The organism is Bradyrhizobium sp. CCBAU 51627 (assembly GCF_028128765.1).
Lineage (GTDB): Bacteria > Pseudomonadota > Alphaproteobacteria > Rhizobiales > Xanthobacteraceae > Bradyrhizobium.
In genome coordinates, this window is the sequence record NZ_LBJG01000024.1 from 349,450 (window position 1) to 373,745 (window position 24,296).

The window sequence follows — 24,296 nt, forward strand, 5'->3', positions numbered from 1 at the left end:
CGCGATTCAGGCAGCGCGGATGAGGCCGAGCTGCTGCAGGGCCGTGACTCCGTCATCGAGACCGATTTCCTCGAGGATCTTTCCGTCCTTGAGCTTCAGCACGGTCGTGCCGGTGAACTTCATCTTGCGGCCGGTGTTGGCCGGCAGCGATCCCGCCAGGAAGTCGCCGAACGCCGGCCCGGTATGCGTTCCTCCGCCCTCCCATCGGCCGACGACGTAGTCGCCTTCGGCGATGAGATCCGCAGCGCCCCAGAAGTTGAGATCGGGGAACGCTTTCCGAAAGTCTGTCATGAACGCCTTGATGTCGTCGTGGCCCCGGCGCGGCTCGTGCAGCGAGTACTGCAGCAGCATGTCCGGCGCAGCGAGTTGATCGACAATTCCGAGGTCGCAAGTTTCGCCCCAGAATTTCGTGAACCACTGGCCTACGATGGCTTTGTTGTCTTCTTCAATCGACACGATCATTTCTCCCGTTGTGTACTTTGATGTCCACCACGAGTAGCTATGACCATCACACCGCTGTCTTCCCACCCGATTCCCGACGACGGGCCGCACTCCTACTCTGGCGCCAATCCCGTCCGCCGGCGCAAATCCGTGATCGCGCGCAAGAAGCTGTCGGCCGGTGTCGTCTCGGGATCGATCAGGCGATGCAGGCGAAATCCGTCTTCAAGCGCGAGCACGACCGAGGCCATCCAGGGTGGATTCAGCCTCTCGCCCCCCGCGTTACCCTTCAACGTCGCCTCGACGATGTCGGCGATCAGCTTGCGCCGGGCGCGCAGGCGTTTGGCAAGTTCGGGACGGCGCTTCTCGGCGCGCGCGACGAACAGGATCATCTCGATATGCAGCAGCGGCGAGCGGGCCAGTGGATCCTGCCGGCCGCGGTCCATCGATTTGAGCGCCGCGATGAAGTCGTCAAGATTGTCGTGCCGCGCGAGGATCTCCATGTTCCGCCGGATCGATTGCTCGACATGGTCCTCGAGCATGGCGAAGATCAGCTCGTCCTTGCTCCTGAAATTCGAATAGAACGCGCCGCGAGTGAAGCCTGCCTCCGCCGCGATGGCCTCGATGCTGGCACCGCCGATGCCGTCCTGCTCGAACACGCGTGCGGCCGCCTCGAACAGCGCCTCGCGCGTGTCGTCCCTGGTCGGCCTGGTTCTCACCCTTGACATCGGCGCAGGTTAGGGCAGAATGCAACTCGATACAACAATGTATCGAGATGATAAATCACAGGGATGGTTACGCCGGGGCTTCGGGGCTGCCTCGCGTATCGTGTCATGCGGCAACCGATGCGAGGTCCACCATGAACGAGCAAGTGCAACCCGCAGGCGATCCGCTGTTCAATCCGCTGGCGCCGGACTTCATCCGCGATCCCTATCCGCACTATGACCGGCTGCGCACGATCGATCCGATCCATGTGACGCCGTTCGGCCAGTTCGTCGCCAGCCGTCATGCCGACGTCAGCCTCGTGATGCGCGACAAGCGCTTCGGCAAGGACTTTGTCGAGCGCACGACGCGCCGCTATGGCCCGGACATCATGAAGGAGCCGGTGTTCCGCAGCATGGGTCACTGGATGCTGCAGGCGGATCCGCCCGATCACACCCGCCTGCGCGGCCTCGTCGTGAAGGCCTTCACCGCCCGCCGCGTCGAGGATATGCGGCCGCGGATTCAGGAAATCGTCGACCAGGCGATCGATGCCGTGATCGAGCGCGGCCACATGGACCTGATCGAGGATTTCGCCTTCCGCCTGCCCGTCACCGTCATCTGCGAGATGCTCGGCATCCCCGAGGATCATCGCGAGGTCTTCTACAAGAGCTCCCGCGACGGCGGGCGGCTGCTTGATCCGGTGCCGATGACATCAGAGGAGATCGCCAAGGGCAATGCCGCCAACATGATGGCGCAAATGTACTTTCAGCAGCTGTTCGAGCTGCGCCGGCGCAGTCCCGGCGACGATCTCACGACACAGCTCGTGCAGGCCGAGGAAGACGGCAACAAGCTGACCAATGAGGAGCTGACCGCCAACATCATCCTGCTGTTCGGCGCCGGACATGAGACCACGGTCAATCTGATCGGCAACGGCCTTCTGGCGCTGCATCGCAATCCGGACCAGCTTGCGCTTCTGAAGGCGCGGCCGGATCTGATCACCAACGCGATCGAGGAGTTTCTGCGCTACGATTCCTCCGTGCAGATGACCGGGCGCGTCACGCTGGAGCAGATCGACGATCTCGGCGGCAAGAGCATCCCCAAGGGGGAGACCGTGCTCTGCCTGCTCGGCTCGGCCAATCGTGATCCGGCGGTCTATCCCGATCGTCCCGAGAGGCTCGACATCACGAGGCCCAACGTCCGGCCGCTGTCGTTCGGCGGCGGCATCCATTTCTGCCTGGGCGCCCAATTGGCGCGCATCGAGGCCGAGATCGCTATCGCCACGCTGCTGCGGCGGCTGCCTGATCTGCGCATCGACGACGTCGAAAACCCCGAATGGCGGCCGACCTTCGTGCTGCGCGGCCTGAAGCGGCTGCCGGCGAGCTGGTGAGGCCGGACGGGTTAACCTCCGCGCGCAACAGTCGCTGTGACTTCGCCACACTTGCCCCTATATAAGGGGCAGTTCCGGCGCGCCTGAAGCTTGGTTGTCAGCTTGGGTTTGACCCCGGTGCCGGCTTGGCCGAGAGGAGACCCGTGCAGACGACGCTGCTCGGATTGGCGATTGCCTTTATTCTAGCGCTGCTGGCCGCGCTGATCGGGCCCTACTTCGTCGACTGGAACCAGTTTCGGCCCCAGTTCGAAGCGGAGGCGACCCGGATCATCGGCGTGCCGGTGCGCGTGGCGGGCGAGCTGGATGCGCGGCTGTTGCCGGCGCCGACGCTGCGCCTGCGCTCGATCACCTTCGGCGGCAACAACGATCTCGGCCGCCTGCGCGCCGACAAGCTCGACGTCGAGTTCAGCCTGGGCTCGCTGATGCGCGGCGAATGGCGCGCCACCGAGCTTTCGGTCGGCGGCATGGCGGTGGATATCGGCCTCGACGCCAAGGGGCGGGTCGATCTGCCCTCCACCGCGAGCGGCACCTTCAATCTGGCGTCGCTCGCCATTGACCGGCTGAACCTCACCGGCCGCATCGCGCTCCATGACGCCGCCAGCCGCTCGACGCTGGAGCTCAACGATATCGTCTTCTCCGGCGATGTCCGCTCGCTCGCGGGCTCGGTGCGGGGGGACGGCAATGTCACCGCTGCCGGCACCCGCTATCCGTTCCGCATCTCCTCCGGCCCCAGCGCCGACGGCAGTGCTACCCGCGTTCACCTCAATATCGATCCCGGCGAGCGCGCCATCCTGGCTGATCTCGAAGGCGTTCTTGCCTTCGATAACCGCCAGCCGAAATTCGACGGTGCGCTGACGCTGGCGGTGCCGCCGACCAAGAAGCCGGGCGAGGCGGGGCCGACGCCGTGGAAGCTCACCGCAAAACTCAAGGCCGATCCGGCCGGTGCCAAGTTCGACCAGATCGACGCGAGCTATGGCGCGGAAGATACCGCGCTGAAAGTCGGCGGCGTCGGCGACCTCAGGTTCGGCGCCTCGCCGCTGCTGCGCGCGGTGCTGTCGGCGCGGCAGGTCGATGTCGACAGGCTCGCGGGCCGTGACGATACCGAGCCGCTTCGCATCTTGCCGGCCCTGCGCGCAGGCCTTGCCGCGATCCCGCAGGCGCCGATCCCGGCGCAGATCGAATTCAACTCCGACCAGATCATGCTGGGCGGCCGTCCGCTCCAGAACATCACGACCGAGCTTCAGACGGACGGCCGATCCTGGACGTTCCAGCGGCTAGAGCTGCGTGCGCCCGGCATGACGCAAGTGTCGCTCAACGGCGCCACGCCCGGCGCCGACAGCTTTAGCGGCCGCCTCAGCGTCGAGTCGTCCGATCCGGATACGCTGGTGGCCTGGCTCCAGGGTCGCAACGAGGTGGTCAGGCGCAGCACGCGGCCGCTGCGCCTTGCCGGCGAGGTGACCATCGCCGCGAACCATCTCGCCATCGACAAGCTGAAGGCCGACATCGAAGGCGGCGCGCTCGAGGGGCGCATCGCCTTCGTGCAGTCAGGCGCGAGCAAGGGCTCGCGCATCGATGCCGACCTGAAGGCGGACCGTCTCGACCTCGATGCCGCCGCGAGCTTTGTCCGCGCGCTCGCAGGTCCCCAGGGCGAATGGCCGGAGGAGGCAAAGCTCTCGCTCGATATCGGCCGGGCGATTTCGGCCGGCCAGGAACTGCGGCCGTTCGCGGCCAGGCTCGGTTACGGTCCGACCTTGCTGTCGCTGGAGCAGTTGCGGTTCGGTCAGGCCAGCGGCGTCACGACGGAGGCGAGCGGCAGCTTCGATCGCACCAAAGCCACCGGCAAGCTTGCGCTGAAATCCTCGGCTAATTCGCTGCGCGATCTCACGGCGCTGCTGGAGCCGATCGCGCCGGCGGTGCGCGCACGCTTGGATGCGATCACCCCGTTGCCCGGCGCAACGCGTCTGGCGCTCAATCTCAGCCTCGACAAGAATGCCGAACATGCCGATCGCAGCGACGCGCGCGCCGTGTTCGAGCTCGATGCGCCGCAGCTCAAGGCCGCCGCGACACTCTCGGCGCAGACGCCGGTGTCAGCCATCAACGGCATCGACATTGACCGTTTGCGCAACAGCGACTTCACGCTGGAATCGAAAGTGTCGGCACCGCAGGCCGCCGCGCTGACCGCGCTGCTCGGCATCGATCGCATGGTCGCCGCAGGCGAGGGCGCCTCGCAGGTCGAGGGCAGGCTGAGCGGTGCATGGCGGAAGCCCTTGCAGCTGAACGCAAAGCTCAGCGGCGGCGGGTTGGACGCGGACGCGCAGGGCAGCGTCGAACTATCGGGGGCGGAGCCGAAGGGCAGCGTGAATCTGCACGTCCGCAACGCCAATCTGGCGCCGCTGCTCGGCACCAGTCCCGCCGACAAATCGGCGCAGAATGTGAGCCTGTCTTCGCGCCTCACGCTGTCAGGCAATCGCCTGTCTTTTGACGATCTCGACAGCTCCTTCCCTGGCTCGCATCTGCGCGGCCATCTTGCCGTGACGCTCGATCAGGAGAAGAGCGTTGACGGCGAAGTCGGGCTCGACACGCTCGATCTGATGCCGGCGCTCGCGCTCGCGGTCGGTGCCGCCGGGCGCGACAGCGGCGAGTCGCTCAGTGCGGGGCTCGTCAGCGGCTGGCGCGGGCGCGTTGTGTTCCAGGCCTTGCGCGGCAGCCTGCCTGATGGAATCGAGCTGCATCCCTTCAGCGGCACGCTCAGGGGCGACGGCCAGTCGCTCGCGCTCGATGCGCTCAAGGGCGGCCTCGGCGGCGGCGAGATGACGGCAAGCCTGGACGCGCGCAACGGCGTCAACGGTCTGGCACTGAACGCGCATCTCGATCTCGCCAATGTCGATGCGACCTCGCTGCGCTACCATGGTCTGGCGCTGCCCAAGGGGCGCGCCTCGGTGCAGATGGCGCTGACGAGCCAGGGCCGGAGCGTCTCGGCGCTGACAGGCGCGCTCGCCGGCAATGGCACGGTGACGCTGGACTCGGCCGAGATCAGCGGCCTCAATCCGCGCGCCTTCGAGATCGCCATCCGCGCCAGCGACAGCGGTCAGGTCAGTGATGATGTCAGGCTGCGGCAGCTGGTCGAGCCCGCGTTGTCGGCTGCTCCCATTACGATCCCCTCGGCGCAGATCGCGTTCACGATCCGCGATGGCCGGCTGCGCGTCGGCGCGACGCCGCTGGAGGCCAAGAACGCGCGTGCCATCGTCTCCGGCGGTTACGACATTCCCGCCGACCAGGCCGACATCCGCGCCAGCCTGACGCCGATCATGACCGGCCTTTCCGGCGCGCCACCGGAGATCCAGCTGTTCGCGGCCGGCCCTCCCGACAAGCTCAGCCGCACCGTCGATCTGACGCCGCTGTCATCGTGGCTTGCGGTGCGCACGATCGATCGCGAGACGCGCCGTCTGGACGCGATCGAGCGGGGCGAGCCACCGCCGGCGACCGCCGCGCTGCCGACGCTGGTCTCGCCCGAGCCCGCGCCGGAGCCGGCGCTGACCGACGTGCCGCTCCCCGGCCGCGATCCGCGCCGCGCGCTGCCGAAGGTTGGACCCAAGGCCGTTCCGACGCCGAAGGCGCCACTCGCCGCCCCCCCGGTGCCGAGCCCGCCGCTTGCAAGCCAGCAGGCCGCGCCCCTGCCGCCGCCGATCGACGTGCGGCCCGCTCCCGGCCCGCCGCCAGCAAGGCCCCGGCCGAAGCCACCGCTGGTGCTGACGCCGCAGAATCCGTAGCGCGCCGCGGGGGCGGTTGCGCACCTCTCCCTACGGGAGGGGTGTGGCAGCTTACGCGACGGTAACCACACTCGCTCGCATTTGAATGAATTCTCGACAGCAAAACTGATATGATGGTTTTACTGGATTCTCGCGTTTGTTCCCTAGCGTTGGTCGCAGAGGAATTCGAAGTCCTGCCCGCACACGCAGGATGGCGGCAAAGAACTTCCAGGAACTGGGGTTACCGAGATGGATGGGGCAAAGACGCTTCTGCAGGATCTGGACGACGCAATCGCGCGCGGCACCGACGAGAGCCGGGCGAAGGCGCTGTGGCATGCGACCGACCTTCTGATCACCGGTCGTTACGTCGACGACGAGATCAGCATGTTCGGCGAGGTCATCGGCCGCCTTGCCGACGAGATCGAGGTCGCCGCGCGGGCCCAGCTCTCCGAATTGATGGCGGGCTGCGATCATGCTCCGCTCAACGTGATCGAGAAGCTCGCTTTGGACGACGAGATCGAGGTCGCCGGCCCCGTGCTGCGCGACTCGAACCGGATCAACGAGAAGGTGCTGGTCGAAAGCGCCATGACCAAAGGCCAGGCGCATCTGCTCGCGATCTCCCAGCGCGAGGCGATCGGCGAGGCCGTGACCGACGTGCTCGTCAAGCGTGGTAACCAGGAGGTTGTCACCTCGGTCGCCAGGAACGAGGGCGCGCGCTTCTCCGGCTCGGGCCTGCTGCACATGGTCCGCCGCGCCGAGGGCGATTCAATTCTCGCCGAACAACTCGGGCTGCGCAAGGACGTGCCGCGCCACATCTTCCAGCAGCTCATCTCCAAGGCGTCGGCAGACGTCCGCCGCCGGCTCGAGACCGAGCGTCCCGAGATGATGTCGCAGATCCAGAGCTCGGTGACCGAGGTCACCGGCGATTTGCAGTCCAAATTCGGCCCGTCCTCGCGCAGCTACTTCGTCGCCAAGCGCGTGGTGACGACGCAGTACAGGGAGGGCAATCTCAACCAGGTCTCGATCTCGAACTATGCGCGCCAGCACCGCTTCGACGAGGTGCAGATCGGCCTGTCGCTGCTGTCGTCGCTGCCGGTCGACGTGATCGAGCGCGCGCTGATGGACCGTAACCGCGAGATGATCCTGGTGCTGTGCAAGGCCCTGGACTTTTCCTGGGACACGACGATGTCGCTGTTGTTCCTCGGCGCCAAGGATCATCTGATCACGGCGCGCGAGCTCCACGACAACGAGCGCGATTTCGGCCGGCTCAAGATCGAGACCTCACGCAGCATTCTGAAATTCTACCAGTCGCGCAAGAACAGCGCCGGCGCCGATCCCGCGACGGGTCGTCAGCCCGAGCTCCAGGTTCACTGAACGGGACATCGAGGGAGTATTTGCAATGTTGCCTCAATTCGGCACCGCGGTTCGCAAAAACAAGAGCCTCACCAAGACCCTCGTCGTCGAGACGGGCGGATCGGCTCCGGAGAAGGCCACGGTCGACGCCGCATGGCTCGTGCTGGAAGCCGCCAACGACCTCGGTGACCACGCCGCGATCGAAGCCTGCCGCCGCGTCATCGACGCCGAACTGAACGGCACGGTGCCGGGGAGCGCGGATACCGATCTCGTGCTGGGGTATTTCCGGTAAGCTTCGGCGGCCTGATGCCCGTCCCGGTCGCGGCCATATGCCGACCTCTTCTCTACCTTTGCGATAATTTATGATATGATGTAGCCTTTACTTGCAGGCACCGGTAGGTGCCGGCAGGCAATGGGGCTGGAGCGGTCGCGAGGGGGCGGCGTGCCTTCGTTGTGATCTGTTTCACGCGGACGGACGTGCCTACGGGCTATTCTGCATGCGCTCGGGACGCGGCCCTCTGCGAGTCGCGGTTGTCATTTGCTTGAAGATGATTGAAAGGCTTCCGGTGCAGGGCGCGCAGCCGCATCAGAGCTGCGAGATTGCCGATTGCCTGCACAGCGAACGCATTGACGTCATTGCTTGCAGGTGCCGGACGCGAGACCGCGCTGATTGATCGCGGCACTGGGGGCCGGCTGGAAGTCCGTATTGAGCGCTTCACAGCATTGGAGCCGAACATGAAATTCAATGTGCGCGTAGCATTGCTTGCCGTCATGACCCTTCTCGGCGTTTTCATTTTCGCGGCCGCGGAAGATAAGGCGCCGTCGGGCTATCCGCAGGGCTGGAGCCCTGAGACCGCCAAGCGCTGGCACTTCATCTCGCAGGGCACGGCGATCTTCCCGTATGAATGGTTTCTTGGGCTCGAGCAGCCGGGTCAGCAGCCCGGGCAGACCGAGCTGATCAGTGCGCCCGCGAACTTGCAGCGGCTCGGCTTCCTCGCTGATCCTGCGGACCCGACCAGCAATCCGGACGGGCTTCCCATCGGACTTTACGAGACGCAGGTCGATTTCCCTGATGCCAAGCACAGGTGCTGGAAGGGCAATTGGCTCGGATTGGGCTGCGCGGGCTGTCACACCGGGCAAGCGAGCTACCGCGGCCAGCAGATCCGCATCGAGGGCGGGCCGTCTCATCTCGACATCGCTGGCCTGACCAATCAGCTTTTCGGGGCTCTGCAAACGCTCAAGACCGACGAGCAAGCCTTCGCGCGCTTTGTCGCACGTGTGCAGCATCCGCTCCCCGAAGTGGGAGCGGCGTTGGGATGCTTTGCGGCACTCCCATCGTTTCCGCCGGATCCGCAGAACCCGGAGACATCCGCGGGGGCCGGCAGATTGGACGCGCATGGAGAAGGGCTGAACCAGCTGCTTGCCTATCCGATGAACGAGGCCAGGAATTATGCGCCTCGGACCGCGCCGGTGAGATATCCGCCGCTGTGGGATACGCCGCGGTTCAGCTGGGTGCTCTACAATGCTTCCATCCGCCAGCCGCTGACGCGCAACCTGATAGAGGCGCTCGGCGTCCAGGCGCCGATCAGGCATGACGCCACGATGATCACGAACCAGGTGACGCATGCGGTCGACATAGACAACGTGATCTGGGGGCAGCGGGCGCTAATGGATCTGCGATCGCCGCGCTGGCCGGACAAGATCTTCAATGCGCCTGACGCGAAGCTGGCCTCAGTCGGCGCGTCGCTGTACGCAAGGGCGTGCGCGAACTGCCACGATTCCGCTCCCGCGGCAGCGGCTCCCGGGGCTTGTGACGAGATTCAGATCCGGACGTACGATCTCAAGGAGATCGGCACCGATCCCGCGCAGGCGACGACGTTCGCCGAGCGCAGAGTCACGCTGTCGAAGATCGGTGGACCGGACGATATTGCCAACTACGAGGCCGCACAGATCGTCACCGGCAAAATCGCCGATCAATGGATCGCCAAATCCAGGGACAACGCGGCGGCCGCGGCGGCGATCAATTGCGGACGTCCCAATGAGTACCGCGGCGAGCTCAAGTACCGCGCAAGGCCTCTCAACGGCGTCTGGGCGATGGCGCCCTATCTGCACAACGGTTCGGTTCCGTCGCTCCATGATCTCCTGCTTCCGCCGGAGCAGCGGCCGAAGACATTCTTTGTCGGCAATTGGGAGTTCGATCCGGTCAACGTCGGATATGCGATGGCCAGCGAGACCCTCGGCGCATTCAAATTCGACACCACCATCCGCGGCAATTCGAATGCCGGGCACGTTTACGGAACTGATCTGACCGAGGACGACCGCAAGGCGCTGATCGAATATCTCAAGACGCTGTGAGCGGAAGGGTCAGTCCTTGCGGCAGGTGAAGCTGTAATAGGGGCAGGTGCCGTTCGCGAAGGAGGCATGCAATTGCGTGCCTGGAATGCCTGCGAATTCGTGCGAGACGCCGAGCAGCACCCGCGGCACGATCTCGTCCGCCAGCGCCGTCCGTCGCGCACCGTCCAGCTCCAGCGCGCGCGCGACATTGGCGGTGATGTCGTCCTCGCGCACGAGGCGCAAGCGCGACTTCCCCAGGGACTCGCGCGGATAAACGTCCTTCGACCGGTCTTCGAAACACGCCATCAGGAACGCGCCGCCGGGTCTCAGCACACGGTGGACTTCGTCCAGAAAGCGTCCCATGTCGCCATAATGCTGTGCGCTCTCGACGTTGACCACGACGTCGAAACTCTCGTCCGCGAATGGCAGGCTGAGCGCGTCGCCGACGCGGAATGCGAGGTTGCCCTGGTCGGCATAGCGCGCCTTGTTGAAGCGGATCGCCGGCTTGCAGATGTCGAGCCCGATGTAGCTCTTCGGGTGGAGATAGCGCGCGATGTAGGACGCACCGCCGCCGCGGCCGCATCCGACCTCCAGCACGTCCTTGCCGGCGATCGCAGCCCCCGACGCGACGTGATGGTAGAGCTGGATCGCATAGCGATCCCCTTCGTCGACCGCCTGCAGCTCGACTTGCTCGCCGTTCAGCGAGGCATAGCCGTAGTTGAGGAATCGGATGGCGGCGTCCCTGTCGAGGTTGCTGAGCAGGGAATACCAGGCGTTGGTAAAAAGTTGGCGCGCGGCGCGCGAATAGAACAGTTTTACGACGGCCTGATGTATCGGACTTGCCGCTGACGGAGACGGATCCTGCTTCACGAATGAATACTCTCACGCGAAAAGGGGCAACGCTTCCACCATCAAGCATGGGCCAGTGCTTTCGATGCGTCAACATTGGCGACGCTTGCCTGCCACGATTGACTTCATTCCGACGGGGGATGTATCTTAGGTTTAGTAGAGATAATGCTGGACCCGCGTGATGACTGGGCAGGTTGCTGCCTGGTTGGAGAAGGTCGGCCTCCCTCAATACCTGAAGTCCTTTTCCGACCACGGCATTGATTTCGATATTCTTTCCGAGATTACGGATCGCGATCTCGCGACCATGGGCGTGGTTCTCGGGCACCGGCGCCGGCTGCTGCGTTCGATTGCCGAGCTGGACGTTCCGAAAGCGCGTTTCGTCGCTCCTGAGATCGATGCCGGTGCCGAACGCCGCCAACTCACGATCATGTTCTGCGATCTCGTCGGCTCGACCGCGCTATCGCAGCAGTTCGATCCCGAGGAGATGCGCGAGATCCTGCAAGCCTATCGTGAGGCCGCGACGGCGGTCATCGCGAGCTATGACGGCATCGTCTCGCGCCTGGTGGGCGACGGCATTCTGTCGTACTTCGGCTATCCGGCCGCGCATGAGGACGATGCCGAGCGCGCAGTCCGCGCCGGCCTCGAGATCACCGCCGCCGTCCGGGCCATCGACATCCAGCCGGAGTTGCAGCTGGAGGTGCGGATCGGCATCGCTACCGGCCTCGTCGTCGTCGGCGATCTTATCGCAAAGGGCGCCTCCAGCCGGCTCGAGGTGATCGGCGAGACGCCGAACCTTGCCGCGCGAATGCAGGCCTTTGCCGAATCCGGCTCCGTCGTCATCGCGGCCTCGACGCGCCGGCTGCTCGGCAATCTGTTCCAGCTGCGCGAGCTCGGCACGCGCGCGGTCAAGGGATTCAGTGATCCGGTCGAGATCTGGGCGGTGGACCGTCCGTCACCACTTTCGAGCCGCTTCGAAGCCTATCGTTCCGCAGGCCTCGCGGGCTTCGTCGGCCGCGAGCACGAGCTCGCGCGCCTCGCCGAGTGCAAGCAGCGGGCCTGGCGCGGCCAGGGCCAGGTCGTGCTGATCTCGGGCGAACCGGGCATCGGCAAGTCGCGGCTGGCAGAGCATTTCCTCAACGAGCGGATCGGCGCGGAGCCGCACATCCGGCTGCGCTATCAATGCTCGCCGCATCATCGCGCCAGCGCGCTCTATCCCGTCATCACGCAGCTCCAGCGCGCGGCCAAGATCGGTGCCGGCGACGGCAACGCGCAACGGCTGCGCAAGCTCGAAGCGCTGCTTGGGCGCAGCGACCTGAAGACGCCGGCTCTGGTGCCGCTGTTTGCCGATCTCCTGTCGATCGTCCCTGACGGACGCTATCCGCCGCTGGACTGGACGCCGCAGCAATTGCGGCGCAACACGCTTGCCGCGTTGATCCAGCGCTTGCAGCGCCTCAGCGCCGAGGCGCCGGTGGTCTGCATCGTCGAGGACCTGCACTGGGCGGATGCGACCTCGCTCGAGCTGCTCCAGCTTGCGGTCAGGCTGGCCGACCAGCTTCGCCTGCTGCTCGTCCTGACGTTCCGCGACGACTTCACGCTGCCATGGATGGGCCCGGCGAATTTGACGACGCTGGAGCTCGGGCGGCTCAAGGAGAGCGACGTCCAGCGCATGATCGCCGACGTGATCGGAAGCCGCGCGGTTCCATCCGAGCTGGTCATGCAGATCGCGGCGCGAACCGACGGCATTCCGCTGTTCGTCGAGGAGCTGACGCGCACCGTGCTCGAGCTGGGCGTCCTCGAAAAAGGGGCTGGCGGCCGCTACCGGATCGCCGGCGGCCTGCCGATCCCCACGACGCTGCAGGATTCGCTGATGGCGCGGCTCGACCGCCTCGGTCCTGCGAAGGAGGTGGCGCAGATTTGCGCCGTCATCGGCCGCGAGTTCTCGGGCGAGCTGCTGCGCGCAATCGCCGACAAGGACGATGCCGAGCTCCACGCCCGGCTTGCCCAGCTCGAAGGCGCCGAGCTGGTCTTCCGCAACAGGTCCGCGGGCGAGGGGGTCTATACGTTCAAGCATGCGCTGGTGCAGGACATCGCTTACGAGAGCTTGCTCAGAAGCAGCCGGCGGCGATTGCACGAGCGGATCGCGGCTGCACTCCAGGAGAAGTTCCCGGAGACCGCCGCCACGGCGCCCGAAATCGCCGCGCATCACTTCACGCAGGCCGGTCTCGTCGAGGACGCCGTCGAATGGTGGGGCAAGGCCGGGGATCGATCCTTGCGCAGCTCAGCCTATCCCGAAGCGATCGCGCATCTGACCAAGGCCATCGGCCTTGCAGAAGGGCTGACTGAAAGTCCGGCGGGGCAGAGCCGCCGGCTGCAGTTGCAGATCGCCTATGGTAACGCGCTGATCGCCACGCGCGGCTACGGCGCGCCGGAGACGTCGGTAGCTTTCGCCCGCGCGCGCGAACTTGCCTCCGGGCTCAAGGGCGCACCCGAACGGTTCGCCGCCACTTACGGCCTGTGGGTCGGAAGCCTGGTGCGCAGCGAGCTCGGATCCATGCAGGAGCTCGCGCAGGCGTTCCTGCACGATACCGCCGACCGGCCGGACGCGCCGGAGGCGGGGATCGCCCATCGCGTCTGCGGCATGACGCGCTGGTTCGAGGGCAATTTCGTCGAGGCCAGGCAGCATCTGGAGCAGGCGCTCACGATCTACCGCGATGAGCACGACCGCAATCTCGCGTTTCTGTACGGCCACGATTACGGAATCGCGGCGGCGATCTACCTCACGCTGGTGCTGTGGCCGCTCGGCGAAGTCGATCGTGTCGAGCAGCTGGCGCAGGAGGCGATCCGCCGCGCCGCCGACAGCGGCCATATCGCGACGATGGTCTACGCGCATTTCCATAAGGTCGTGCTCGAGGCCATGCGGGGCAACCCTGAGGGCGCGAGGCCCCATGTCGATGCCGTCATCGAGCTCAGCCGCGAGCACGGCCTTCTGCTCTACACGCGGGCCGGCAAGTTCTGGAACGGATGGATCCGCTGCCATCTCGGCGAGCCGGCGGCGGGGCTTCAGGAAATGGAGGAGTCCATCGCGCTGCCGCTGGTCGGAAAGATGGCGACGGGACTTTACGTGCCCTTGACCTGGACGCTGCTTGCAGAGGCAAAGGCTGATCAAGGCCGGTTCGACGAGGCGCTCGCGATCCTCGACGAACAGCTCGTCGAGGTGGAGCGGACGGGACAGGAGTGGTTCACCCCGGAGATGCAGCGGCGGCGTGGCGAGCTGCTGCTGCGCAAGGATCCCATCGATATCGTCGCCGCGGAGAGGGCCTTCACCAAGGCCATCGAGACCGCGCGGGCGCAGCGGACCGCGATGTTCGAACTGCGTGCCGCGCTCTCGCTTGCGAGACTTTATCGGGCGAGCGGAACGGATGCGCAGGCGCGGAGCGTGCTCGATCCGGTGATCGGGCTGTTCGATGATGCAGGGGAATTGCCGGAGATTCTTGAAGCACGGGCGGCCATGGAGCGGTCCAGCCAGACAAGCCCATGCGCAATCCCATGCGACTGAAAACCTTCTTGTACTTTGCCGATTTCGTATTCTACCCCCTCGCAAGCGCTGCGCTGGTTGCGGTCGCGCTGCTGCTGAAGGAGCCGCTGCGCTGGGGCGAAGCGGCGATCGGCTTCGCGTGCGGGCTGTTGCTCTGGAGCCTTGCCGAATATGTCATTCACCGCTTCGCCCTGCATGGACCGGCCTGGCTCGCCGCCCTGCACGACATGCACCACGCCGATCCGCGCGCGCTGGTGGGCTCGCCGCTGTGGCTGAGCCTGGGCTCGATCTGCCTGGGGTCGCTGCTGCCGGTCTGGCTGCTGGTCGGGTTCGGATCCGCCTGCACTGTCACGGCGGGACTGATGCTAGGCTACATCTATTTCGGTGCGCTTCACCACATCATTCACCATTATAGCCTGAAGCGCGGCGGCTATCTCTGGCGCCTGAAGCGCCGTCACACCCGCCATCACTACGGCAAGACGCCGTGCAATTTCGGCGTGGTCACCAGCATGTGGGACCGCGTATTCGGAACGTATTGTCCGGAATAGCGGGCCCAGCTTGATTGAGGCGCGATGGGACGATTGGCCGTAGCCATCGTAGGGCGGGCAAAGCGGAGCGTGCCCACGACGTTCCACCGCAGCGCCGGATTCGTGGGCACGGCGCAACTGCGCCTTTGCCCACCCTACAAAGCGGGCCTGCGAATCAACCGCAATTCCAGATCGCGCCGATCGGTGTTCGCGTCCAGCACGGACCGAAGCTGCCGCCATTGTAGCGGGGGCCGCCGAAGCCGGGCCGGCCGAAATAATGCCATTCGCCGTTGAAGTAGCGGTAATAGACCGGCACGGGATCGATATACCAGGGACGCTGGTTCTCGCGCGCGTAACGCCGAAACCCGTTCTTCTGTGCATAGAGCGGTTGGCTGTTGCTCAGCGGCTGGCGATAGCCCGGCAGGAAGCCGTAGCCGTGCCAGGCTTGCGCGGGCTTCCTGTGGGCGGACGCGGCCGGCGCGGTGACCGGCAGCAGCGACAGAATGGCAGCAACAAAGAGACACAGAAGGTGCGACATGGATAGACCATAGACAGTCGATGGCGGGAAAGCCATTCAAATCCGGGTGGGATGCGTTCTGTGTCCGATACAAAAAGGCCCCGCCGAAGCGAGGCCTCCTTGTCTGACGGTGCTGGTCCGACTAATCGTCGTAATCCCAGTGATGGCGGCGGATCACGATGCCGCGGTCGTAGTCGCGGTCGTGATAGTACCAGCCATGATGCCAGCCGCGGTCATGTTCATAGATGCGTGCGCGGGGGCCATAATAGTCATCTCCGCCGATATAAACGCCGAAGCCGGCCGCATTGGCGATCGTCGGGGCACCGATGGCTAGTGTCGTGACCGCTGCAAGAGCGTAAATCAGCTTTCTCATTTGTTCCTCCTTCCGCATTGTCGGGGAGTCAACTGCTGCGGCGCTGGCCTGTTTCTGGAACGGGCAAGAAACTTTCTTGAATGGATGTTCAGGTTTCAGGCGTTCCGTAGCGAGAAGGATAACGCGAGTTTTACCGGGCATCTGGAACACTGGTGTCGCTTCCGCGCTCATGACGTTGTCAGTCGCCGGCATTCAGCATGACCGCCGGGTGCGGTAGATCACGACAGCTTCGCCATGGTGAGTCGTGGTCTTCTCGAACAGATAGTTGGCCTTTTCCAACACCCGGCGCGAGGCGCCATGTTCGACAGAGACGAGACCGATGAGCGAGGATAACGCCAGCCGCGACAGCCCGATCTCCGTCAGCGCGCTCGCGATCTCGCCGGCAAGGCCTCGGCCCCAGAGATCACGCTTGAACGTGTAGGCAATCTCTATCTCGTCGATGCCGTCAACGAGGATGTGCCGGATGCCCGCGCGTCCGGCAAACGTGCCGTCTTTCGTGCGCAACGCCCACAGCCCATAACCGTGCTGGTCCCAATGGGCCATGTTGGTCGCGAGGTAGGTTTTCGTCGTCTCCGCCGAGCGCACGCCGCCGAGAAAGCGGGAGACTTCGGGATCGAGGTGGAGCGCGGTGAGATCGGCGAGGTGCTCACCGCGAAGCCGCTCGGCGGCGAGTCTGTCGGTGCTGAAGTGATCGATGAACACGGTGGCCGCGTTGGAACTGGTTGCGATCTTGATGCCGCAAGCGTTGATGATGCCATCATGCCAGTGTTTTGCCCGACGGGTCAACGGATTTTCCGAAGTTTGACGTGCGGGGTCAGCGTCGCATGGATTTTGCGGATGCTAAACCCTTGATCTCACAGCCCCCGTCTACTGTGCATGGGGTTGTTTTCGCTATTTTGGTTTCGAGAGAGGTTAGCCGGCCCCGAGCGCGACCGCGACATTGTAGGTCAAAAGGCTCGCCGCGTAGGCCAGCACCAGCATATAGCTGAAGGTCACGGCCATCCAGGTCCAGCTTCCGGTCTCGCGCCTGATGACGGCGAGCGTGGAGGCGCATTGCGGGGCGAAGATGTACCAGGCCAGCATCGACAGGGCGGTGGCGAGCGACCATTTGGTTGCCAGCACCTGACCGATCTGCTCGGCCGCTTCCTTGCCGCCCTCGATCGCATAGACGGTGCCGAGCGCTGCGACCGCGACCTCGCGCGCCGCCATGCCCGGGATCAGCGCGACCGCGATCTGCCAGTTGAAGCCGACCGGGGCGAGCAGGGGCGCGATCGCCTTGCCGATGATGGCGGCGAGGCTGAAATCGATGGCCGGCTCGGTCGTGCCCGCCGGCGGTTGCGGGAACGAGGCCAGGAACCAGATCAGCACCATCATCGAGAAGATCGTGGTGCCGGCGCGCTGCAGGAACATTTTTGCGCGGGTGTAGATGCCGATCGCAATCGATTTCAGCCTGGGCACCTTGTAGTCCGGCAGCTCCAGCATGAACGGCGCCGGCGCATAGTCGCGCAGCATGAAGAACTTGATCAGGAACGAGACCACGAGCGCGCTGGTGATGCCGGCCGCGTAGAGGCCGAACATCACGAGGCCCTGCAAGTTGATGAAGCCCCCGATATCCTTGGCCGGAATGAAGGCCGAGATGATCAGCGTGTAGACCGGAATGCGCGCCGAGCAGGTCATCAGCGGCGCGATCAGGATCGTGGTCAGCCGGTCGCGCTTGTTGTCGATCACGCGCGTCGCCATGATGCCGGGAATGGCGCAGGCAAAGCTCGACAGCAGCGGAATGAAGGCGCGGCCGTGCAGGCCGGCGCCGCCCATGATGCGGTCCATCAGGAACGCGGCGCGCGCCATGTAGCCGAAATCTTCCAGCAGCAGGATGAAGAGGAAGATGATGATGATCTGCGGCAGGAACACGATGACGCTGCCGACGCCCGAGATCACGCCGTTCTGAAGGAAGCTCTGCAGCAGGCCGGCGGGCAGGGTGGCATGCACGAAGTCGCCGAGCGCATCGAAGCCCGATTGCAGCAGCTCCATCAGCGGCTGCGCCCAGGCGAACACCGCCTGGAACATCACGAACAGGATCGCCGCGAGCACGATCAGCCCGCCGACCGGATGCAGCACCACGGCATCGATGCGCGAGGTCAGCGTGTCGGGCCTAGCAGGCAGGCTGACGCAATCGGCGATGATGCGGTCGGCCTCGCGCTGGGCGGCGCGCAGCTCGGCGACGCTGAGCGCGCGCCAGGTGTTCTCGGAAGGCTCAGCGGGGATCTTGGCCGAGATCTCGTCGGTCAGTGCCAGCAGATCGGCCGTGCCGCCCTTGCGCACCGCGATCGAGGTGACGACGGGCACGCCGAGCTCCTTGGCGAGCCTGTTGACGTCGACCGAGACGCCGCGGCGGCTCGCGATGTCGAACATGTTGAGCACGAGGATCATCGGCCGGCCGGTGCGCTTCAGCTCCAGCAGCAGGCGGATGGTCAGCCGCAGATTGGTGGAATCGGCCACGCACAGCACGAGATCGGGCAGGATCTCGCCGGAGGCTTTGCCGAGCACGAAGTCGCGGGTGATCTCCTCGTCCGGGCTGCGGCCGCGCAGGGAATAGGTGCCGGGCAAGTCGACGACCGAGACCTGGCGTCCCAGGGGCGTGACGAAAAAACCTTCCTTGCGCTCGACGGTGACGCCAGGATAGTTCGCGACCTTCTGCCGGCTGCCGGTCAGAGCATTGAACAGCGACGTCTTGCCGCTGTTTGGCGTGCCTACCAGGGCGAGATGCAGAAGAGGTAATTCCATGGATCAAATATCCGGCCGCGATGTCAGGCGACGATGATGGCCATGGCCTCGCGGCGGCGCACCGCGATGGTGATGTTGTCGACCCGCACGGCGATCGGATCGCGCCTGACCAGCCCCTCGTGCAGGACCTCGACCCGGGCGCCCTCGACGAAGCCGAGTTCGATCAGCCGGCTCTCAAGCTCGATGTCCGAGAGCGCCGATCCCGCATCCTTGGCGGACAGGTGTTGAATGACGCCGGTATAGCCGCGCTGGGCCAGGCCCAGCGGCATCTCGCGGCGCATGTCATGGGTCTCGGTCATGCCCTGTATTTTCAATGCAGGGCATGGAGGTCAAGCGCGCACCCCTGCTGAAACTGCACCTTAGAGTGATTTTAAAGTGCAGATCACGAAGCCGTGGGCGGCGCGCCCCGGCGCTACTGCGCCGGGACCTTTTCCGGCTGCATGGCGGCCATGGCGCGGCTCTTGAAGTAATCGAGCACGAACAGCCGGATCGCCGAGGACAAATTGCCCTGCTGGCGCGCGCCGTCGATCTCGCCGACGAGCTCGGACAGCGTCATGTTGCGCAGGCCCGAGATCTCCTTCATGCCGTTCCAGAACGCCTCTTCCAGGCTGACGCTCGTCTTGTGGCCGGCGACCACGATCGAACGCTTCACGACGGGCGACTTCATGGCTGGTCCTCGCGATCGATCCGATGCTGGTCCAGATGCGCCTTCGCCTGGTCCGCCTGCTTCTCCTCCGCCGATCGCTCGGCCTTCGTGCGGCCGAACTTCGTTCGGTTGGCGCCCGCCTGCTTCGCCGAGGCTTCCCGCTCGGCGCGCTTCCTGAAACGATTCAGGTTGATGACGTTCCCCATGCCGCGTCTCCATCATCCGATCCTTTCCAGGCAGGATGAAACATTCAGAAACTGGGTGCCGCGTTGCACCCCACAAGACTTGATCGTCATTAGCTCGTCCTCGTCAATCGGCCTCAGGGCCATCAAACGATGAATTCGCCCCGTCAAGGGGCAGAGGGGCTTTGCGTAGCACGCGCCCCGGCCGCCACTTTGACGGTAATCAAATCCTGTCCTCTAAACCTTATAATTATGAGCTTTTGGGGCTCCGTATCATTACGGATGACTATCGGAATTCGGAATTTTATCCGGGCCGCGTCATCTTTTCCGGCTGCACCAGGCGGTCGAATTCTCCGGCGGAGACGAAGCCGAGCCGCAGCGCCTCCTCCTTCAGCGTGGTGCCGTTGGCATGCGCGGTCTTGGCGACCTTGGCTGCATTGTCGTAGCCGATCTTCGGCGCCAGCGCAGTCACCAGCATCAGCGAGCGCTCCATCAGCTCCTTGATGTGCTTCTGGTCGGCGCGGATGCCGCTGACGCAGTGTTCGGTGAAGGAGCGCGCGGCGTCCGCCATCAGGCGGATCGAGTGCAGCATGTTGTAGGCGAGAACGGGCTTGTAGACGTTGAGCTCGAAATGGCCCTGGCTGCCGGCGACCGTGATCGCGGTGTGATTGCCGAACACCTGGCAGCACACCATGGTCATCGCTTCGCATTGCGTCGGATTGACCTTGCCCGGCATGATCGATGAGCCCGGCTCGTTCTCCGGCAGGATCAACTCGCCGAGGCCCGAGCGTGGGCCCGATCCGAGCAGGCGGATGTCGTTGGCGATCTTGAACAGGCCCGTCGCGACGGAATTGATGGCGCCGTGCGCCAGCACATAGGCGTCGTTCGATGCCAGCGCCTCGAATTTGTTGGCGGCGCTGGTAAAGGGCAGCCTCGCGATCTTGGCGACGTGCTTGGCGAACAGCTTGGCGAAGCGCGGCTTGGAGTTGAGGCCGGTGCCGACGGCGGTGCCGCCCTGCGCCAGCGGATAGAGGTCCTTCACCGCGACCTTCAGTCGCGCGATGCCGCTTTCGACCTGGGCGGCATAGCCGGAAAATTCCTGGCCGAGCGTCAGCGGCGTCGCATCCTGGGTGTGGGTGCGGCCGATCTTCACGATGTCAGCAAACTCCTTCTCCTTCTTGCGCAGCGCGCGGTGCAGCTCGCCGAGAGCGGGAACGAGATCGGCGGTGATGCGGCTTGCGGCCGCGATATGCATTGCCGTGGGGAAGGAGTCGTTCGACGACTGGCTCATGTTGACGTGGTCGTTGGGATGCACCGGCTTCTTGGCACCGAGCTCGCCGCCGAGCAGCTCGTTGGCGCGGTTGGCGATGACCTCGTTGAGGTTCATGTTGGTCTGGGTGCCCGAGCCGGTCTGCCACACCACCAGTGGAAAGTGATCGTCGAGCTTGCCCTCGATCACCTCGTGCGCGGCGCGGATGATGGCGCCAGCGCGGCGCTTGTCGAGCAGGCCGAGCTCGAGATTGGACTGTGCGGCCGCAAGCTTGACGATGCCGAGCGCGTGCACGAGCGAGATCGGCATGCGGTCCGTGCCGATGCGGAAATTCTGCCGCGAGCGTTCGGTCTGCGCTCCCCAATAGCGATCGGCAGGGACCTCGATGGGACCAAAGCTGTCGGTCTCGATACGGGTTGCGGAGCTGCGCGGGGGGCGGGCGGTTTTGGCCATGAGCACATCCATTCTGCCGCACGAAACGCCGCGCGGCTTTTTGATATGCTTCTCTATACAGGCAGTTTGGTCGGCCGCGATGCCTTCGCGCCCAACCTAGATCATTTCTTGCGGAATCGGTCGAGCCGAACGACTTCGGCGCCGCCCTGGTTCGGCGGAGTCGGCTCGTCCGCGGTCGCTACGGCTTCAGTCGCCGGCGCAGGCACTGCGACGGCAGACGGGGCAGGGGTCGTCGGCAAATTCTCGTCCGCGACCTCGGCGACATCCGAGGTGTCGAACTGGAGGCCGAATTTCACGGACGGGTCGAGGAAGCTCTTGATGGCGCTGAACGGAACGACCAGCCGTTCGGGAATGCCGCCAAAGGACAGGCCGACCTCGAAACGATCATCGAGCACGGTCAGGTCCCAGAACTGATGCTGGAGGATGATCGTCATCTCTTCCGGATATTGGGCCAGCAGCCGCGGCGACAGCTTCACGCCCTCGGCCTTCGATACGAAGGTGATGAAGAAATGATGCTCGCCCGGCAGGCCATGGGCTGCGGCATCGGTCAGCACTTTGCGCAGCACGCCGCGCAGCGCGTCGCGGGCCAGCACATCGTATCGGATATGATCGGTCGCCATGGTGGTCCTGTTGCATTCCAGGAGACGGGCCCTGCCGGCCCGACTCGGCAAGCTGCAATAGTACCGCGCCTGACGGGTCAGCAGGAGTCCCCGCCGGGGAGGAAATAAAAAGCAAAGTGGAGGCTTCTGTTGCCAGGTGCCTCCGAACCCCGCCTAACGGAGCTTAACCCGTTAGGACTTTAAAGTGGTCTTTCAAACTGCGTTACGCAGCCTGAGCAACCGGAGCAAAGTTGTCGTTGGCAACTATTGCAGTAGCCCGATAACGGCGGAACAATACCGGGAAAAAGTACGCCCTTTACGCCCTCGTCGATCCTATTTCGCCCCCGCCAAAGCCCCCTTCCAGGGTCTGCCATTGGTGGGCTTTGGTGGAGGCGCCGGGTACCGCCCCCGGGTCCGAATGGTTTATTGCGACGACCGTTTATTTCCATAGCCGGCGAACCGGCATCCCCAATATAGGGGGCAAAGGTTTCAAAAAACAGAGGTTTCGAGTGGGTAACGCACGGTTCCCTTTGGATAGGTCGGGGATGGTGGAAGGCCCGGTCTTGGACGCATCGCGGGCCGCGTTCTAAGCTCCTGACATGTCCCCGGATTCAGCACCGGCCGTCCAGGAGCCGGATCACGGGCCAGATGTGGCGGCCGCCGCCTCGCCCGGCCTGCTCGCCCTGTTCCTGGCCTTTGCTCGGATGTCGCTGGCCGGGTTTGGCGGTGTCCTGGTCTTTGCCCGGCACGCCATCGTGGAGCAGCGCCGCTGGATGACGGCGGACGAATTCAACGAGAGTTTTGCGCTCTGCCAATTCCTGCCGGGGCCCAACATCGTAAATTTGTTGATGGTGTTCGGATCGCGGCTGCGGGGTATCGCCGGCGGCATTGCCGCCTTCACCGGCCTGTTGCTGCCGCCGACGCTGATCATGACCGTGCTTGCGATCATCTACGCCCCGGTTCGGCGACGTGGAGGTGCTGCGTCGTAGTCTTGCGGGCGTCTCCTGCACCGCGGTTGGCCTCCTGATCGCGGTTGTCTTCCGGATGATGACGCCAGCTGCTCAAGCGAAGGGACATCGTCGTGCTCATCTTGATGCTGGGCGTGTTCCTGGCCATCGGCGTACTGCGCCTGCCGCTGCAGGCGGTGCTGCTGGTCGCGATCCCGCTCAGCATCGGCGTCACCTATGGAGTGCGACGGAAAGTAGCAGTATGATCACCGAGAAGCCGATCTGGGCGCTGATATCCACCTTTGGTCTGATGTCGTTGTTTGCGGTTGGCGGCGCAGCGGCTGCTGTGCCGGAGATGCATCGCATCGCCGTGGATGTGCACCACTGGATGACCGACAAGCAGTTCACCGACGCCTATGCGATCGCGCAACTCTCGCCGGTCCGAACGTACTTATCGTCACGTTAATTGGCTATGCCGTGGCCGGCATTGCTGGCGCGCTGGCGGCAACGCTGGCGATGTGTCTGCCGACTGCGCTGCTTGCCTATTGTGTCAGCCGTCTGTTGAACCGGCCGAGCCAGTCCCGCTGGCCTGGCCTGATTCAGGCTGCACTGGTTCCGCTCTCGATTCGGATTGATGGCAGCCAGCGCTCTGATCCTGGCCCAGTCGACAGATCGCACCATTGGTGCGCTGGTTCTGATCGTGATGGTTGCGCTGATCGCCTCGATCTCGCGCGTTAATCCTTGTGGCTTCTGCTCGCAAGAGGTCTGTTGGGTTTTGCTGGCATTGTGTGACGAAAATCGCTACGCAGTGATCCGGGCGGGTATCCAGTTCCAGCCGATTTAGAACAACAGTGCTCGTGACTTGCGGGTCGCGGAGGAGACAAGCATGGCCGATGCGATGGGCCACTCAGCGGCGGCCAGCCGAAACACCTCGGTGGCGCTCGGCTTCTGCCTATTGGCGCTCGCGCCGCAGATTTTCGAATTCATCTGGTCGATCGGGACCCTCTTTGGCTGGGGTGCCGGACGCGGTCCGGCCACGGTCCTGATCAGCCACGCGACGGCGCTGGTTGTCGGTGGTCCCGCCGCACTGCTCGGCGCAGTCGGCGGTGAGACCAAGAAGACGTCCTCGGACGTTCTGCTGGCGCTGATCTATTCCTATCCGCTGTTTGCGGTCGCGATCGTCACGCTGTTCATGACGATCAGGTCGGGCCAGGACTATATCGGCGGCGTCATCCTGATGGCGCTTGCGCTGTTCGCGCTATGGGCCTCAAGCGATTTGCAGGGCATGCGCGGCTTCTCCTTCGGTGCAGGCACCGCACCGCGCATGTTCGGCGGACTGCTCGTGGCGTTGTCCGCCGGCATCGCCTTGACCGGCCTTTTGAACGAGGGGCCGGCGCTCGCACATTACTCCTGGCGCGGGCCGCTGTTCGTGATGTGCGCGATCTTGTTCTTCGCTCTGGCGATCCGCCCGCTTGGCCTCGTGGTCTCGGCGTTCGTCAGCTTCATGATCGCCGCGCTCGGATCGCATGAGACACGCTGGCTGGAGGCCGCCCTCGTCGGCATCTGTCTGACGGTCGGCTGCGCGCTGCTCTTCCCCTACGTGCTCGGTTTGCCGATGCCGATGTTTCCGCGTTTCCTGGCTCAGTGAGGC

20 protein-coding genes, 1 other RNA gene and 2 pseudogenes are annotated in these 24,296 nt (G+C 64.6%); 10 read left to right on the forward strand and 13 right to left on the reverse strand.

What is annotated here, in order from left to right; translation table 11 throughout:
- Window positions 1-6 precede the first annotated feature (6 nt).
- Together XH88_RS16600 and XH88_RS16605 are read right to left on the reverse strand one after the other, a co-directional pair.
- Window positions 7-456 (reverse strand): ester cyclase, encoded by a 450-nt coding sequence (locus XH88_RS16600; protein WP_271669369.1) that lies wholly within the window; start codon window positions 454-456, stop codon window positions 7-9.
- A gap of 98 nt (window positions 457-554) precedes the next feature.
- Window positions 555-1,166 (reverse strand): TetR/AcrR family transcriptional regulator, encoded by a 612-nt coding sequence (locus XH88_RS16605; RefSeq protein ID WP_271669370.1) that lies wholly within the window; start codon window positions 1,164-1,166, stop codon window positions 555-557.
- Between the two features lie 131 nt (window positions 1,167-1,297).
- Here XH88_RS16605 and XH88_RS16610 point away from each other — a divergent pair, with 131 nt between their 5' ends.
- From XH88_RS16610 to XH88_RS16630, 5 genes are all read left to right on the forward strand, one after another.
- Complete coding sequence (locus tag XH88_RS16610) at window positions 1,298-2,527, forward strand: cytochrome P450 (protein WP_271669371.1); 1,230 nt, start codon at window positions 1,298-1,300, stop codon at window positions 2,525-2,527.
- A 143-nt stretch (window positions 2,528-2,670) separates the two neighbouring features.
- Window positions 2,671-6,297 (forward strand): AsmA family protein, encoded by a 3,627-nt coding sequence (locus XH88_RS16615; RefSeq protein ID WP_271669372.1) that lies wholly within the window; start codon window positions 2,671-2,673, stop codon window positions 6,295-6,297.
- Between the two features lie 228 nt (window positions 6,298-6,525).
- Window positions 6,526-7,650 (forward strand): DUF2336 domain-containing protein, encoded by a 1,125-nt coding sequence (locus tag XH88_RS16620; RefSeq protein WP_271669373.1) that lies wholly within the window; start codon window positions 6,526-6,528, stop codon window positions 7,648-7,650.
- 25 nt (window positions 7,651-7,675) lie between these two features.
- On the forward strand, window positions 7,676-7,921 hold the full coding sequence (locus XH88_RS16625) for a hypothetical protein (RefSeq protein WP_271669374.1): 246 nt from the start codon (window positions 7,676-7,678) through the stop codon (window positions 7,919-7,921).
- 443 nt (window positions 7,922-8,364) lie between these two features.
- Complete coding sequence (locus XH88_RS16630; protein WP_271669375.1) at window positions 8,365-9,984, forward strand: di-heme-cytochrome C peroxidase; 1,620 nt, start codon at window positions 8,365-8,367, stop codon at window positions 9,982-9,984.
- Between the two features lie 9 nt (window positions 9,985-9,993).
- Here XH88_RS16630 and XH88_RS16635 read toward each other — a convergent pair whose 3' ends face one another.
- Window positions 9,994-10,833, reverse strand: coding sequence for a class I SAM-dependent methyltransferase (locus XH88_RS16635; protein ID WP_271669376.1), 840 nt, complete (start codon window positions 10,831-10,833; stop codon window positions 9,994-9,996).
- Between the two features lie 160 nt (window positions 10,834-10,993).
- Between XH88_RS16635 and XH88_RS16640 the strand changes: the two genes are divergently transcribed.
- Complete coding sequence (locus XH88_RS16640) at window positions 10,994-14,368, forward strand: AAA family ATPase (RefSeq protein WP_271669377.1); 3,375 nt, start codon at window positions 10,994-10,996, stop codon at window positions 14,366-14,368.
- Window positions 14,359-14,895 carry a sterol desaturase family protein gene (locus tag XH88_RS16645; protein WP_271669378.1) on the forward strand — a complete coding sequence of 179 codons (537 nt, stop codon included), beginning with the start codon at window positions 14,359-14,361 and terminating at the stop codon, window positions 14,893-14,895. Before XH88_RS16640 ends, XH88_RS16645 begins: the two co-directional genes overlap by 10 nt.
- A 154-nt stretch (window positions 14,896-15,049) precedes the next feature.
- Here the strand turns inward: XH88_RS16645 and XH88_RS16650 are convergent, their stop codons facing one another.
- From XH88_RS16650 to ssrA, 10 genes are all read right to left on the reverse strand, one after another.
- Window positions 15,050-15,412: a hypothetical protein gene (locus XH88_RS16650; protein WP_271669379.1), complete on the reverse strand. Its 363-nt coding sequence runs from the start codon at window positions 15,410-15,412 to the stop codon at window positions 15,050-15,052.
- Window positions 15,413-15,533: 121 nt separating this feature from the next.
- The gene (locus tag XH88_RS16655) at window positions 15,534-15,764 is read right to left on the reverse strand and encodes a hypothetical protein (protein ID WP_271669380.1); all 231 of its coding nucleotides are present in this window, start codon (window positions 15,762-15,764) and stop codon (window positions 15,534-15,536) included.
- Between the two features lie 192 nt (window positions 15,765-15,956).
- Complete coding sequence (locus XH88_RS16660; protein WP_271670365.1) at window positions 15,957-16,460, reverse strand: GNAT family N-acetyltransferase; 504 nt, start codon at window positions 16,458-16,460, stop codon at window positions 15,957-15,959.
- Between the two features lie 216 nt (window positions 16,461-16,676).
- A complete protein-coding gene (gene feoB / locus XH88_RS16665; protein WP_271669381.1) occupies window positions 16,677-18,548 on the reverse strand; it encodes a ferrous iron transporter B in 1,872 nt (623 codons plus the stop codon).
- 23 nt (window positions 18,549-18,571) lie between these two features.
- Window positions 18,572-18,847: a FeoA family protein gene (locus XH88_RS16670; RefSeq protein WP_271669382.1), complete on the reverse strand. Its 276-nt coding sequence runs from the start codon at window positions 18,845-18,847 to the stop codon at window positions 18,572-18,574.
- Window positions 18,848-18,960: 113 nt separating this feature from the next.
- Window positions 18,961-19,215 (reverse strand): ribbon-helix-helix domain-containing protein, encoded by a 255-nt coding sequence (locus XH88_RS16675; RefSeq protein WP_254141780.1) that lies wholly within the window; start codon window positions 19,213-19,215, stop codon window positions 18,961-18,963.
- The gene (locus tag XH88_RS16680; RefSeq protein ID WP_271669383.1) at window positions 19,212-19,400 is read right to left on the reverse strand and encodes a DUF4169 family protein; all 189 of its coding nucleotides are present in this window, start codon (window positions 19,398-19,400) and stop codon (window positions 19,212-19,214) included. The genes XH88_RS16675 and XH88_RS16680 overlap by 4 nt, the downstream gene beginning before the upstream one ends.
- A 280-nt stretch (window positions 19,401-19,680) precedes the next feature.
- Complete coding sequence (fumC, locus tag XH88_RS16685; RefSeq protein ID WP_271669384.1) at window positions 19,681-21,111, reverse strand: class II fumarate hydratase; 1,431 nt, start codon at window positions 21,109-21,111, stop codon at window positions 19,681-19,683.
- Window positions 21,112-21,200: 89 nt separating this feature from the next.
- The gene (locus XH88_RS16690; RefSeq protein WP_271669385.1) at window positions 21,201-21,719 is read right to left on the reverse strand and encodes an SspB family protein; all 519 of its coding nucleotides are present in this window, start codon (window positions 21,717-21,719) and stop codon (window positions 21,201-21,203) included.
- Between the two features lie 115 nt (window positions 21,720-21,834).
- Window positions 21,835-22,201, reverse strand: a transfer-messenger RNA (tmRNA) gene (gene ssrA, locus XH88_RS16695).
- Window positions 22,202-22,297: 96 nt separating this feature from the next.
- Here ssrA and XH88_RS16700 point away from each other — a divergent pair.
- From XH88_RS16700 to XH88_RS16710, 3 genes and pseudogenes are all read left to right on the forward strand, one after another.
- Window positions 22,298-22,911 (forward strand): annotated as a pseudogene (locus XH88_RS16700) (chromate transporter).
- A pseudogene (locus XH88_RS16705) lies at window positions 22,908-23,437 on the forward strand (chromate transporter). The pseudogenes XH88_RS16700 and XH88_RS16705 overlap by 4 nt, the downstream one beginning before the upstream one ends.
- 94 nt (window positions 23,438-23,531) lie before the next feature.
- Entirely contained in the window at window positions 23,532-24,293 is a 762-nt protein-coding gene (locus XH88_RS16710; RefSeq protein ID WP_271669386.1) for a tripartite tricarboxylate transporter TctB family protein, read from the forward strand.
- Window positions 24,294-24,296: the final 3 nt, after the last annotated feature.

Coding starts and splice junctions, on each gene's coding strand:
- XH88_RS16605 (WP_271669370.1), bottom strand. CDS start 1,166: ATGTCAAGGGTGAGAACCAGGCCGACCAGGGACGACACGCGCGAGGCG.
- XH88_RS16610 (WP_271669371.1), top strand. CDS start 1,298: ATGAACGAGCAAGTGCAACCCGCAGGCGATCCGCTGTTCAATCCGCTG.
- XH88_RS16620 (WP_271669373.1), top strand. CDS start 6,526: ATGGATGGGGCAAAGACGCTTCTGCAGGATCTGGACGACGCAATCGCG.
- XH88_RS16625 (WP_271669374.1), top strand. CDS start 7,676: ATGTTGCCTCAATTCGGCACCGCGGTTCGCAAAAACAAGAGCCTCACC.
- XH88_RS16630 (WP_271669375.1), top strand. CDS start 8,365: ATGAAATTCAATGTGCGCGTAGCATTGCTTGCCGTCATGACCCTTCTC.
- XH88_RS16640 (WP_271669377.1), top strand. CDS start 10,994: ATGACTGGGCAGGTTGCTGCCTGGTTGGAGAAGGTCGGCCTCCCTCAA.
- XH88_RS16645 (WP_271669378.1), top strand. CDS start 14,359: ATGCGACTGAAAACCTTCTTGTACTTTGCCGATTTCGTATTCTACCCC.
- XH88_RS16650 (WP_271669379.1), bottom strand. CDS start 15,412: ATGTCGCACCTTCTGTGTCTCTTTGTTGCTGCCATTCTGTCGCTGCTG.
- XH88_RS16655 (WP_271669380.1), bottom strand. CDS start 15,764: ATGAGAAAGCTGATTTACGCTCTTGCAGCGGTCACGACACTAGCCATC.
- feoB (WP_271669381.1), bottom strand. CDS start 18,548: ATGGAATTACCTCTTCTGCATCTCGCCCTGGTAGGCACGCCAAACAGC.
- XH88_RS16670 (WP_271669382.1), bottom strand. CDS start 18,847: ATGACCGAGACCCATGACATGCGCCGCGAGATGCCGCTGGGCCTGGCC.
- XH88_RS16675 (WP_254141780.1), bottom strand. CDS start 19,215: ATGAAGTCGCCCGTCGTGAAGCGTTCGATCGTGGTCGCCGGCCACAAG.
- XH88_RS16680 (WP_271669383.1), bottom strand. CDS start 19,400: ATGGGGAACGTCATCAACCTGAATCGTTTCAGGAAGCGCGCCGAGCGG.
- fumC (WP_271669384.1), bottom strand. CDS start 21,111: ATGGATGTGCTCATGGCCAAAACCGCCCGCCCCCCGCGCAGCTCCGCA.
- XH88_RS16690 (WP_271669385.1), bottom strand. CDS start 21,719: ATGGCGACCGATCATATCCGATACGATGTGCTGGCCCGCGACGCGCTG.
- XH88_RS16710 (WP_271669386.1), top strand. CDS start 23,532: ATGGCCGATGCGATGGGCCACTCAGCGGCGGCCAGCCGAAACACCTCG.